Consider the following 13,082-nt stretch of genomic DNA (forward strand, 5'->3'; position numbering starts at 1 on the left):
GCACCCCTTTTTATAACTTCTTTATCTTATTTCGCTATATAATATAAGATACCTTTATTTCCGTAGGATGGTGAGAAAAATTAGAGATCGTGGAGCAACCATAATTATTGAAAACGGCCAAGTAGCACTCATTAAACGAACAAAACCTCATATGACGTATTATGTGTTTCCAGGGGGAGGATTAGAAGAAGGAGAAACTCCAGAGCAAGCGGCGATTCGCGAAACATATGAAGAGATAGGCGTACATGTAAGAATCCAGCGTCCTTTTAAGATTCTTGAACAAAGTGGTACTCAACATTTTTTTCTAGCAGATATAATAGGAGGAAAATTTGGACCCGGAGTCGGTGAAGAATATACAGATTCATCTCCTCAAAGAGGCGGTTATGAACCGATTTGGTTAGATATTAAAGATCTATCCTCACTGGATGTACGTCCTAAAGAAATCATCGAGCTAATTACAGAGGTCTAAGCAGTCCAATAACCGCACAAAATGACAGGCTTACCTCTTTGTTTTCCACTAAAATACATATTAGGAGTGAAGCCAATGGGATGGGTAGAGTCGATTCAACAAGCAATCAGTTACATGGAAGATCATTTACTAGAAGACTTATCAATAGAACAAATTGCTAAGGAAGCTAATTCTTCTGCTTTTCATTTCCAACGGACGTTTTCCATCTTAACGGATATGTCCCTCGGAGACTATATTCGAAGAAGACGACTCACTTTAGCTGCGCAAGAACTGCTGAATACAGACAATAAAATTATCGATGTCTCCTACAAATTCGGCTATGACACTCCTGAATCTTTCACTAAAGCATTCCGTAAACAACACGGTATAACGCCTAGTGAAGCACGAAAAAATATAGGGAAAATAAATTCCTATAACCGCCTTGTTATTCAGGTAAATTTAAAAGGAGCTGAGCCAATGAAGTACAAAATTTTAGAAAAAGATAGCTTTCAAGCTGTTGGAGTGAAAAGAAGATACAATTGTAAGAACGGAGAAAATACACAAGGTATTCCTTTGTTTTGGGATGATGTAAATGCGGACGGAACAGATGATTTGCTATTCCAATTAAACAACGGAGCAATTAAAGGTGTACTTGGTGTTTGCGTTGCAGACGAAGCATATCAAGAGAATAGCTTAATCGATTATTGGATTGCAGCAGATTATGTTGGCGAAGTACCAGAAAATTTATCAGCTATTACAATTCCGGCATCTAAGTGGGTTGTGTTCGAGGTACACGGTGCGATGCCAGATGCCATGCAAAATACATGGAAACAAATATATTCCGAGTGGTTTCCATCCAATCCATATGAGCCAGCAGGAACACCAGAGTTAGAAGTATATTCTACTGACGACCCTACTAGCCCAAACTGTTATTCAGAAATTTGGATACCGATTAAATAATAACAAAGACCCGAGGAGCACAAATCCCTCGGGTTTCCATGTATTATATAGTTCTCATTTCCTAAAAAAAATTGTTGCAAATTTAGGACAAGTTTAAAATGTTATTTAAATAATTCCGGGTACACTGTTTTAGCAACCAGTTCTACTGCTTCACCAATACGCGGCCCAGGTCTAGATATAACGTCACCGTCTACTAAAAATACTGAATCACTTTGTACAGCTCGGATCTTGTCCCAACCTGCACGAGATTTAATCTCGCCAGTTGCATCTTCTATATAATTTGAAGTTGTTAAAATAATTTCTGGATTTTTGGCAATAACATCTTCTTCTGATACACTAATCCATCCTTCTTGATCGCTAAACACATTGTCGACAGATGCTGCAGCTAAAATTTCTTGCTGGAATGTTTTACTTCCCGTTGTATAAATATCTGGCGATGGGCTAATTTCATAATATACTTTTTTTAATGAGGCAGCAGTTTCCACTTTTTCTTGAACTTCTTGAATAGTAGTTTGAATTGAAGAAATAATTTCCTGCCCTTTTTCCTCAACTCCCATTACTGTAGCCAGCTGCTCGATATCTCCGTATACATCCTCAAAAGAAGTCGCAGACTCAATAACAAAGACTTTTAATCCAGCTTCCTCTAATAGTTGTAAAGCCTCTTCTTGACCGATTGTATAAGCGATTACTACGTCTGGGTTCAGTTCTGTAATTCGTTCCGCATTAAATGCAACTGAATCAGATACTCGTTCAATTTCAAGCGCTTCCGCTGGATATGTATCATATTCTGTTGCACCTACAATTTTATCCCCTACTCCTAACGCAAAAAGAATTTCTGTATTGCTTGGCTGAAGAGAAACAATCGTTTCGGGTACTTCTTTAAATGCAACCTCATTACCTGCATCATCAGTTACTGTGTATTCTTTTACTTCATCTACTACTTCCTCTTGTTTCTCTACATTTGTTGTTTCTTCTGCAGAACAGCCAACAAGTAAGAACGAAAATAGCAGCACTGCTAACCAATTAAATACATGACTTTTCTTCATATTATTATTCCTCCTTTTGCTTCTTTTTTCTCATTGGATACGACTTACTGACAAATTGAATTTCTTCCACAGCATGATGTTTATTAACATAAACAGCCATAGCAAACAACACGTTTGCCAATAACTGTGCATAGTCAAATAAAATCTCAGGTACTTCCCTTTCTAATGAAACTTTATGTAGAGCTCTAACTGACTTCTTTGCTTCACTTCTACAAACGTGTAATTCACAAGCTGCAGTTGTTCCTTGTGGTAGTACAAATATATCTACTCTTCCTTTTACTTCCTCCACATAGAAGTCGTACATATCACTTAGAAACTGTAAATCACCTTCTGTTATAGCAACCTTACCTCGAACGGACCCGTTTAAATGGTAAGCCATTGGCGCCAAATACATTAGATCCTCGTAAACCTTTGGTACATCCTTGGTCAAAGATGCCGCTAATCCAATTCGTGTAGTCAATGAATCTGTTCGAATTTCAAAATCTACAGTAGAAGCTGTCTCACGCATAAATGGATAACAAATATAGCGGATATCTTTTTTCATCTTTTTTCCTCCTCTCCTCTCGTTTGTGAACTTTCCGGCATACAATACTTAGTTAGTTAACAGCACAAAAAAACGCCACCCAAATTAGGGCGGCGTGATACCTATTTATCGAGAAAATAAAAAAGAAAAATAGAAACGTGCCGTACAATCCCTTAACTTCCGAAGAGTATCTATACGTTCAAGAAAAGGCTGGTCTCCTGGCTCATGCATCCATTTACTCTAAGAACCTTCCCATTGACTAATCAACAGTGGTATTTTTCTTATTTCATCAGCATTTACAGTTGCGGAAACAGCTTCGGATTTTAACCGAATTCCCAAATTAAGCTAACAAGTTAGCACCTTTTCCCTGCGAAAATTATTCACTTACCACCAGTGTACCATAGCCATCTCGCTAACTGTAACAACAATTTCACACATGAAAATTCCTCATTTTTATGCTAATGTCAGTATATGAAAAAACTTATACCTCTTTTACTTTTACTTGTTGTTGTATTTTTAGCATCAGGACAAACAGCTGAACAGCAATCTATGCAGGAAGTTTTAAAGGCATGGCTACCTAACAAACCTTTAGAGTCTTTTCTTTCTATATTTCAAGTTCCATATTGGGGTATTCTCGTTTCGGTGGAAGAGCGTGGTTACTATGCATTTTTAGAATTTTTGATACGAAAAGGAACACATTTCATTTATTTTGGAGTAATTGCTTTAGCCATCTATATTGCACTATCAAGAATTAAGTATCGAAAGGCCACCGTGGTCGTAATTACTATGTTTCTTGCCATCGCTGATGAATTTCGTCAATCTTTTACAATCGGTCGGACGGCTTCCCTTCAGGATGTCATATTGGATACATCCGGGGCAATTGTTGCTATACTGTTACTAACATTATATCAGTGGTACAAACAAAGAAAAAACGTTGCACAGTAAAGTCAACGTTTTTTCTTTATAAGTAAAACTAAACCAAACGACATAACCGCAACGAATGTGAGCATCAATTTAACGGGAAGGATAGGCTTGAATATAACTTTTTTATCAGTAATCTCATATACCCCAATTGGCTTAATGGAAAAAATACCTCCGCCTCCTTCTCCTTGTCCAATTGACACAGCCTGCTCTTCATCCAATTGCCCACCACTTCCTCCTCCCACAAAATAGTTTACTTTGGCAACAGGTAATACCTGCTTATTCTCCATAACAATGGGCTCTCCGTAAACTAACGCAACATCCTTCTCACGAGAGAACTTTTCAAAAATAGAACGTACTGGTGCTTGAAACATCGGATATTTCACTTCTGGTTTTTTAGTCATAATAATTCCACCCTCTATTCTAAAATAAGTGACATATGCTGTTCTTCGTAATAAGTATCCCCTATCTTTAATGCCATCTCTTCTGTACCAAATACTTTAAAACCTAATTGAAGATACAGATTCTTGGCTGCCTTATTGCTTGATACGACAGATAGGTTTATCTTTTGAATTTCTTCACTTTCTTTGGCATGTTCAATTGCCATCTCCATTAACGCCTTGCCAATACCTTTTCCTCGGGCCTTTGGACTAATATACATAGCGAAAATATTAGCTCTATGCCTCATCTTTAAAGTACTTTCTTGTAATAGAGTAACTACACCAATTAATGTATGTTGTTCGAAAGCTCCAAATGTATAATTTTCCTTTACTTTAAAATTATCTTTTACTCGTTCAATTGGATTGTCCCGTAGAATCGCTTCCTCATAGCTCGTGCCAAAAGCTTCTGGACTATTTTGCAATGCTTCTAGTCTTAACTTCCAATACGCACTCGCATCTTTACCTACTAATTGTCTAAACTCCATTCTTATACCTCCAGGAAATATTTATCATTACATAATTCATGCGCAAAAAAAACAAAATCTCGGCAAGCTTCTGCACGGAAACTTTCTGTATTAAATAATGACTCAGTTTGTCTAGATGAACGTATTCTTAGACCCTCCATCAATAAAGGTTTCCACCGTTCAGGCAATGTGTCTATTCCGTTTTCTAATGCTATTTCCTTTGAAATAATCTCTTTTTTATCTAAAGAGTATAGAATTCTACAAATAGTTGTCGTAGCAAATTCCACCATTTCATCTGAAACTGAACCCCTTATTTCTTTTGCCTTACTGTACCAATATTCATTAATATTATATTTTAATGTATTGAAAACATCTTCCCATTTAGTAGCAATGCCAAGTTCTATAATTGGTGTTCCTTGTAGTACATTTCCGTACTCCTTTAAAATCCACCAGGTTATATGATTAATATCCCAATGACCAACCTCTAGACTTCCATCCGAATAGTAAGGATAGGGAGCTAAGACACTATTTGTTTTCCCTACGTCGTCTTTTAAAATATACATTCCATCCATACGTGCTCCAAGGTTTTCATTTGTTAATTGAACATGAATATCGTCCAGAATTTCTATTTCATTTTTATTTGCTGTTCGCTTCAATAACACAATAAAGTCAATATCGCTTTTCTCCTGTTCAAATGCGCCTATTGCAGTAGAACCATAAATATAGATTCCTTCAATTAAATCCTTAGTTAAATATGTGTTCAATAACTGCAAAAACACTTGCATTAATTTATGTACCTCCTGTGGTAATGTTTGCTTCATGATTCACTCTCCTTTGAAATTATGTTCAAAATATGTACTAGGCTCCGAAATACCTACAAAATATGACATATAACACTATTGCTAATATTAAGTCTGATGTAAATTAGCGCTAATAGGATTGCAAAAAAGGAGCCCTTAAAATTATGAAGAAAAAAGTTGCTTGGATTACTGATACCGCCGCTTTATTAGACCCAACTTTCATTGAAAAACATAATATTTATGTCCTTCCCTTGAATATCGTATTTGAAGATGGTGCTTTTAAAGAAACAATTGAAATGACGCATGACGAATTTTACGACAAGTTACGCAAAGCAAAGGTTCATCCAAAAACTTCACAGCCTCCAATCGGTGAGATGGTGCAATTATATGAAGACTTAAAAGCAAAAGGATACGACTGTGCCGTTGCTGTTCACACATCCAGTGAGTTGTCAGGAACCTATAATAGCTCACAAACTGCTTCAAAATTGGCAAACTTTCAAGTGTATTCAATTGACTCTAAAATAGGATCATATCCAATGGTCAAAATGCTAGAAGTCGGTAAGCGTATGATGGAAGAAAATCACGACATAGAGGAGGTTGTTGCTCATATTGAAAATATGACGAATAACTCCGAACTTTCCTTTATACCATCCAGCTTAACGCAACTCCATAAAAGTGGTCGTGTATCTGGAACAAAAGCTTTTCTAAGTAACCTTTTAAACATAAAAGTTGTTATTTCCTTTGATAACGGAAAAGTTGTTATGAAAGAAAAGGTTCGCGCAGATAAAAGAGCGAAGAATTATGTAATGAATTTGCTACGAAACGACATGAAAATTTCCACGGTTCCAGAAGTTGCGGTTATTAATTGCAACAATACGATTGATGCTAGAACTTGGAAAGAAGAATTGCTACAAGAATTCCCTAAACTAAAAGTAGTTGTTCTTCCTCTTAGTGCTTGTGTTGGAGTCCACGCTGGTGAAGGAACAACAGGACTTAGCTGGGTTAGATATTAAAGAGTTTGTGCTGCGGCACATTCTCTTTTTTCAATAAGGAACAAATTGCCGCATCACAAAAATATCCCTTTTCAAACGCTGATTGCCTTAAAACTCCTTCATATACAAAGCCTGCTTTTTCTAGTGTCTTTTTTGAGGCTAAGTTTTCGGGATCATAGAGTGCTTCAATTCGATTTAACTCCATTGCCTCGAAACCGTAACGTAAAACAGGCTCTAAAACCTCAGTCATAACGCCTTTTCGCCAAAACTCTGGTGTCACTTCAAAACCAACTTCTGCTTTAAAATGTTCCTTCTCCCAATTGTGATAACCACAGCTACCAATAATTTTATTGTCTTCCTTCGTAGCAATTCCCCAGCGTAACCCCTCTTTTTTATGGTATCGCTTTTGCCAGTTTTCTATTAATACTTTTGCTTCCCTTATGTCCTTAAACGTATTTAAGTCATAATACTTGGTGACCTCGTCTTGTGAAAAATAATGAAATACGTCCTTTGCATCACTTATTTCAATTGGGCGCAATAAAAAACGTTCTGTTTCCAATTTTGGAAATCTTTTTTTATGATTATCATATAGAAAAAAAACTACAGATTGTGCTATAACAAATAACCCCGTCAGTGAACTTATAGATATACTAACCCAGACCTGGTCCGCAATTTTTCCGTTTCCAATTGGCCCTACTCTCGGCTGATACATAGAATAGATGCCCCATACATTACCAACTAGAATAGCAAGACCCCCAAATAACAATAACCACTTTCTCATAACTACCTCCTTACTCTGTCTTTATTCATTCGTTATAAAGTATGGAAACTCCTTTTCAATAATGTGAATACTTGTGCTCTTTTGCGTTATTAAGACAATTGGTACAGTATTGATTCACTTAAAGCTTATTTATAATTGTCTATACAGAAGGAGCAATAAACATTTATAGTAGCAGAGTTTTAATTGCTGCACTCTAGGGCTATTTGTCTCCTCTTTTCAATTCCTCTATAAAAGCTGAAATACTCATCTCACCCAAAATACCTACTTTGTGTTTGCGAACAGAAACTGCATTATTTTCTCTTTCTTGATCGCCTACAATGAGCATATAAGGATGCTTTTGCATAGCTGCTTCACGTATCTTCAAGCCAATTTTTTCTACCCGATTGTCCACCTCCACTCGATATCCCTCTTGTTCTAGCTGTTGCTTTACCTCCTCCGCAAACTCAATATGCGCATCGGAAATGGGTAATACCTTGACCTGGATTGGGGATAACCACAGCGGAAAGCTACCTTGAAAATGCTCTAACAAAATAGCCATGAATCGTTCAACGGATCCATAAATCGCACGATGGATCATAATTGGTTGTTGTAATTGATTGTTCTCGTCGTTATACTGGCAACCAAACTTCTCAGGCATTTGAAAATCAAGCTGAATAGTCCCACATTGCCAACTACGTCCCAACGCATCTAAAATATGAAAATCAATCTTCGGACCATAAAATGCACCATCTCCCTCATTTATTTGATATTCTACCTCCTTACTCTGAAGAACAGTTTCTAATGCTAGCTCTGCTTTATCCCAAGCCTCTACTGACCCCATATAATCTTCTGGGCGCGTAGATAGCTCTACTTTATAGCTAAAGCCAAATTCTGAGTAAAATTCATCTACAAGATCTAGCACCTTTGCTAATTCACTTTCAATCTGCTCCTCCAAAACAAATAGATGAGCATCATCCTGAGTAAATGCTCGAACTCGTAATAATCCATTCAAAGACCCTGATAATTCATGGCGGTGGACCAGACCAAGTTCCGCATATCGAATAGGCAGCTCTCGGTAGCTTCTTCGTTTGCTATTAAAAATTAAGACAGCTCCTGGGCAATTCATTGGTTTTATCGCATACTTTTGATCATCTACGTCTGCAAAATACATATTTTCATGGTAGTGATCCCAATGCCCTGATTTCTCCCAAAGCTCCTGCTTCATCATAATGGGAGTTTTAATCTCTTGATAGCCTGCTCTTTGATGCTTTTCTCTCCATAGATTTTCAAGTTCATTTCGCAGCACCATCCCTTTAGGTAGATAAAACGGCATACCAGGTGCTTCTTCCATCGACATAAACAGCTCTAATCTCTGCCCTAAATTTTGATGATTAACTCTTTCTTCTGCTTTAACTGACATTTTAATTCCTCCAATTTAATTAAATTTCACCTAAAAAAAGACCACACCCATCCCAGTAAAGGGACGAGTGTGGTCGTGGTTCCACCCTAATTTGCAACACAAAAAGATGCTTGCTCTCATATAAGATAACGGTTTCCCGATTATGGATAATTACATAAATGCGTTCCCCATAATTGCTCCAAGGTGGTAAATCATTTGCTTTTCTTTAGGGGCTTTCAGTCGGTGACCCCATTCTCTGGTAAGAAAGTTTTAAATAATTCATGTCCTTTTCTTCGCTTGAATATTAAATTATCATTTTTTACTGACTTTCCATAATACAAAAAGACCACACCCATCCCGGTAAAGGGACGAGTGTGGTCGTGGTTCCACCCTAATTTGCAACACTAAAAATTCTGTTGCGCTCATACAAGATAACGGTTTCCCGATTATGGATAATTACATAAATGCGTTCCCCATAATTGCTCCAAGGTGGTAAACCATTCGTTTTTCTTTAAGGGCTTTCAGTCGGTGACCCCATTCTCTGATAAGAAAGTTAAAATGATTCATGTCCTTTTCTTCGCTGGTTACTAATTATTTTTTTTAGTATATGCAACAAAATGCAAATAGTCAACATTACTTTTTTATTTCTTTACAGTATTTCGTTTTGCCAATTGCTGTAACGGATCCCAAACTCCATTAAACGGAGGAGCATATGCAAGGTCAAGATCCAATAACTCAGAAAAGGTCATTTGATGATAAAGAGCTGTTGCTAATACATCAATTCTTTTATCTACACCATTTCCACCAATAATTTGGCCACCTAAAAGTTGTTGGTCACCAACACTGTAGATCAGTTTTATATGCATCGTTTCCTTGCCCGGATAATAGCCTGCGATGTCCGTTGATTCCTGAACATGGACTTCATATGAAATACCAAGCTTTTTTGCTTCTTTCTCAGATAAACCTGTTTTTCCAAGTGCCAAATTAAAAAATTTCATGATGGATGTGCCAACTATACCTTTAAACTCTGTCCGTTGACCAATCATATTTAATCCGGCAATTCTCCCTTGTTTATTTGCAGTAGTTCCTAGAGGGATATAATCATTCAATTCTTTAATACGATGAAAATGAGTTGCACAATCTCCCGCCGCATAAATACTATCTAAATTCGTTTCTAAATGATTATTAACTACAACTGCCCCATTTAGTTGCATTTCAATGCCAGTTCCCTTTAAAAATTCAGTTGTTGGTTTAACTCCGACAGCCACTAAGACTAAGTCAGTTGGATAACTCCCTTTGTCTGTTATAACCGTATTTACCCGATTAACTCCCTTTAACGATTGAACTTCTTCATTTAATAATACTTCTATATTATTTTCCTTTGCATGCTCATGTATAAAAGATGCTACATCGTTATCAAATATACCAGCAAGCTGATTGCTTCTTTGAATAATTCGCACCTTTTTCCCAATACTCACAAAGTTCTCTGCCATTTCTAGCCCGATGTATCCCCCACCAATTATTGTAACTTGCTGAACATTTTCTAGATCTGAGATAATCGCCTCTGTATTTGGAATCGTTTTAATCGTATGAATCCCTAATAAATGACCACCATCCCATTTTGGGATAACTGGGGTCGCACCAGTTGCTATAAGTAAACGATCATAATTTAATATAAAATTTTCCCTAGTTTGTAAGATTTCCCCTGATACAGTTTTATTTATGTTATCCACCTTCGTCACTTCGTATCCTGTTTTTGCATCAATCCCATACTTACTTCGGAACATTTCTACACTTCGAGCTATTACATCTGTTGAAGAAGGAACATGCTTTCCGACTACATAGGGTAATCCACACTGCCCATAGGAATAGATATGCCCTTTTTCTAGCGTTGTAATCTGAGAGTCTGGATCGTTACGTACAATTTCCATAGCTGCACTCATCCCAGCTGCATCTCCACCGATTATTACATAATGCATGAAATTTCCCCCTCTGCTTTTGCTTCTACTCAGTATCTGTAAACCTCTGTCTATATTATACACAAAGAAAAATGGTCAAACGTTTTCTCACTAACACTATATAATTTATGTTCTATGTAAAATGGGCATGTCCTAATAGTTGGACATGCCCACTTGATATTTATACTGCTCTGTTCCAGAATCGATGCGCAGCAATAGCTTTTAGGAAACTGTCCACGAAACTTTTCCCAGATTCTTTGGAGAGTACACCAGCTTGACCAGTAAAGTGAAGATTGTCCACTAGTTGCTCACCACTAAATGTAGCGCCAATCGGTTTAAAATGTGCATAAGCTTCCTTGATGAAATACGTAGCCTCTTTTTCAAACATAGCTGTTTTACCATGTAAACTTGCTACATATACCGCATCAAATAATACCGAATCAGCTGTTAGGAAAGTATGGTCTACTGGCAGCAACGTCCCATCTGCTCCAACAACTGATCCATGATGATCACTCACTATTTCCGGCATTGTTCCGCCTGCTTTTAAATCTGCTAGAATTGAGGGTAAATCCTCTTCAAACCCTTCTCCAACTAAAACAGCTATTTTTCTAGTATGTGGCTTCATAAAAGTATTTAACTGACTAAGTGCCGGGGAAGATTTTGTAGTAGTTGTAGTACTCACACCTTGCACTACAAGTCCTAAATTTTCCGCTACCTTATTCGATAAATCCAAATCAACTTTCGCGAACATCTCTAGAACTTGTTGACGAACTGTCAATTCTTTACACTTACCAAGTTCGAAGCTAAATGCACTAATAATATGTTCTTTTTCTGGATTACTCATGCTATTCCAAAATAACTTAGCTTGCGAAAAATGGTCTTTAAAGCTCTCACTTCGTGCACGAACTTTTCGAGCATCTATCTTCTCCTGGTAATGCGAATACCCACCTTCAGCTTCACTAACAGGTATCGGAGTATTCCCAGCAAGAGAGTTTTTATGATAGTTCACTCTTCCCACATTAATCGATTGTCTTCCATATCCATCACGCTGGTTATTGTGGAATGGGCAAACAGGTCTGTTTATCGGTAGCTCATGAAAATTAGGACCACCAAGACGGATTAATTGTGTATCTGTATAAGAGAATAATCGTCCTTGAAGTAGTGGATCATTTGAGAAATCTATTCCTGGTACAACACTTCCTGGATGGAACGCAACTTGCTCAGTTTCAGCAAATACATTATCTACGTTACGATTTAATGTCATCTTCCCTAAAATTTTTACTGGTATCTCTTCCTCTGGCCATAGTTTAGTAGGATCCAAAATATCAAAATCAAATTTAAATTCGTCTTCCTCTGCGATAAGTTGGACTCCAAATTCATACTCAGGATAATCCCCATTATCTATCGCATCATATAGGTCACGACGATGGAAATCCGGATCTTTCCCATTTATCTTTTGTGCCTCATCCCATACAACTGAATGGGTACCAAGTAGTGGTTTCCAATGAAATTTTACAAAATGGGATTTACCTGCCTCGTTAATGAAACGAAATGTATTTACACCGAACCCTTCCATCATACGAAAGCTACGTGGTATAGCCCTATCTGACATTGTCCACATGATCATATGTGCCGTCTCCTCATTGTTAGCAACAAAATCCCAAAACGTATCATGAGCAGTCGCAGCCTGCGGAATTTCATTGTGTGGCTCTGGCTTTATAGCATGCACCAGGTCTGGAAATTTAATAGCATCTTGAATGAAAAAGACAGGAATGTTATTTGCTACTAAATCATAATTTCCTTCTTCCGTATAAAACTTAGTAGCGAATCCTCTAGCATCGCGAGCTAATTCACCAGATCCACGTGAACCTGCCACAGTAGAAAACCGTACAAACACTGGAGTCTTTGTACCAGGTGTTTGTAAAAACTTTGCCTTCGTAAATTCACTAGCTGATTCGTATAATTCGAATTCCCCATGAGCCGCATAACCTCTAGCATGTACTACTCTTTCTGGTATGCGCTCATGATCAAAATGCGTCATTTTTTCACGAAAATGGAAATCTTCTATCAAAGTAGGCCCTCGTTCTCCTGCTTTTAGAGAAAATTCATCCTCAGATATTTTTAGTCCTTGATTCGTAGTCAATGCTTGTCCTTGATCGTCCACACGGAATTTTTCTAATTGTTCATCTTTGCTATTTCCAGTTACTTTCTTATCCAAACAAACTCCTCCTCTACTTATATCTACACTATTGTTAATACCCTGAATGACAGTTCAAAAACCCCTAAAATAGAATCAAATACTTAATCCATAGTAAATTGATAAGAATTACTATTGACTTCTTGTAGATTAAGTAGTACGATTATTCCCACA

Annotated in this window: 13 protein-coding genes and 1 riboswitch; of the genes, 4 read left to right on the forward strand and 9 right to left on the reverse strand. The window is 37.3% G+C overall.

The window, feature by feature from the left end; translation table 11 throughout:
- Positions 1-67: 67 nt before the first annotated feature.
- Both MKY60_RS18990 and MKY60_RS18995 read left to right on the forward strand, forming a co-directional pair.
- Positions 68-469, forward strand: coding sequence for an NUDIX hydrolase (locus MKY60_RS18990; protein ID WP_093495711.1), 402 nt, complete (start codon positions 68-70; stop codon positions 467-469).
- A 75-nt stretch (positions 470-544) separates the two neighbouring features.
- Positions 545-1,408 carry an AraC family transcriptional regulator gene (locus tag MKY60_RS18995; RefSeq protein WP_093495712.1) on the forward strand — a complete coding sequence of 288 codons (864 nt, stop codon included), beginning with the start codon at positions 545-547 and terminating at the stop codon, positions 1,406-1,408.
- 101 nt (positions 1,409-1,509) lie between these two features.
- Here MKY60_RS18995 and MKY60_RS19000 read toward each other — a convergent pair whose 3' ends face one another.
- Positions 1,510-2,454 carry an ABC transporter substrate-binding protein gene (locus MKY60_RS19000; protein ID WP_093495713.1) on the reverse strand — a complete coding sequence of 315 codons (945 nt, stop codon included), beginning with the start codon at positions 2,452-2,454 and terminating at the stop codon, positions 1,510-1,512.
- Positions 2,455-2,458: 4 nt separating this feature from the next.
- A complete protein-coding gene (locus MKY60_RS19005) occupies positions 2,459-2,998 on the reverse strand; it encodes a hypothetical protein (RefSeq protein WP_241598064.1) in 540 nt (179 codons plus the stop codon).
- A gap of 170 nt (positions 2,999-3,168) precedes the next feature.
- A riboswitch (cobalamin riboswitch) is annotated at positions 3,169-3,356 on the reverse strand.
- Between the two features lie 92 nt (positions 3,357-3,448).
- On the opposite strand from MKY60_RS19005, the gene MKY60_RS19010 reads away from it, so the two are divergent.
- The gene (locus MKY60_RS19010) at positions 3,449-3,922 is read left to right on the forward strand and encodes a VanZ family protein (RefSeq protein ID WP_093495715.1); all 474 of its coding nucleotides are present in this window, start codon (positions 3,449-3,451) and stop codon (positions 3,920-3,922) included.
- A 2-nt stretch (positions 3,923-3,924) separates the two neighbouring features.
- Here the strand turns inward: MKY60_RS19010 and MKY60_RS19015 are convergent, their stop codons facing one another.
- From MKY60_RS19015 to MKY60_RS19025, 3 genes are read right to left on the reverse strand one after another with little or no spacing between them, the layout of a single operon-like run.
- Positions 3,925-4,302 carry a hypothetical protein gene (locus tag MKY60_RS19015; RefSeq protein ID WP_093495716.1) on the reverse strand — a complete coding sequence of 126 codons (378 nt, stop codon included), beginning with the start codon at positions 4,300-4,302 and terminating at the stop codon, positions 3,925-3,927.
- A 14-nt stretch (positions 4,303-4,316) separates the two neighbouring features.
- Complete coding sequence (locus tag MKY60_RS19020; RefSeq protein ID WP_093495717.1) at positions 4,317-4,823, reverse strand: GNAT family N-acetyltransferase; 507 nt, start codon at positions 4,821-4,823, stop codon at positions 4,317-4,319.
- A gap of 2 nt (positions 4,824-4,825) precedes the next feature.
- Entirely contained in the window at positions 4,826-5,623 is a 798-nt protein-coding gene (locus MKY60_RS19025) for an aminoglycoside adenylyltransferase domain-containing protein (protein WP_340930921.1), read from the reverse strand.
- A gap of 143 nt (positions 5,624-5,766) precedes the next feature.
- Here MKY60_RS19025 and MKY60_RS19030 point away from each other — a divergent pair, with 143 nt between their 5' ends.
- Complete coding sequence (locus tag MKY60_RS19030; protein WP_241598067.1) at positions 5,767-6,615, forward strand: DegV family protein; 849 nt, start codon at positions 5,767-5,769, stop codon at positions 6,613-6,615.
- Here MKY60_RS19030 and MKY60_RS19035 read toward each other — a convergent pair.
- From MKY60_RS19035 to MKY60_RS19050, 4 genes are all read right to left on the reverse strand, one after another.
- The gene (locus MKY60_RS19035; protein WP_338106507.1) at positions 6,605-7,375 is read right to left on the reverse strand and encodes a GNAT family N-acetyltransferase; all 771 of its coding nucleotides are present in this window, start codon (positions 7,373-7,375) and stop codon (positions 6,605-6,607) included. The two genes, MKY60_RS19030 and MKY60_RS19035, sit on opposite strands and share 11 nt — an antisense overlap.
- Positions 7,376-7,574: 199 nt before the next feature.
- Positions 7,575-8,774: a threonine--tRNA ligase gene (gene thrS / locus MKY60_RS19040; protein ID WP_340930922.1), complete on the reverse strand. Its 1,200-nt coding sequence runs from the start codon at positions 8,772-8,774 to the stop codon at positions 7,575-7,577.
- 620 nt (positions 8,775-9,394) lie between these two features.
- Positions 9,395-10,732 carry an FAD-dependent oxidoreductase gene (locus MKY60_RS19045; protein WP_340930923.1) on the reverse strand — a complete coding sequence of 446 codons (1,338 nt, stop codon included), beginning with the start codon at positions 10,730-10,732 and terminating at the stop codon, positions 9,395-9,397.
- Between the two features lie 160 nt (positions 10,733-10,892).
- Positions 10,893-12,929 carry a catalase gene (locus MKY60_RS19050; protein ID WP_340930924.1) on the reverse strand — a complete coding sequence of 679 codons (2,037 nt, stop codon included), beginning with the start codon at positions 12,927-12,929 and terminating at the stop codon, positions 10,893-10,895.
- Between the last annotated feature and the right edge of the window lie 153 nt (positions 12,930-13,082).

The sequence above is a fragment of the Psychrobacillus sp. FSL K6-1415 genome, assembly GCF_038003185.1.
GTDB lineage: Bacteria > Bacillota > Bacilli > Bacillales_A > Planococcaceae > Psychrobacillus > Psychrobacillus psychrodurans.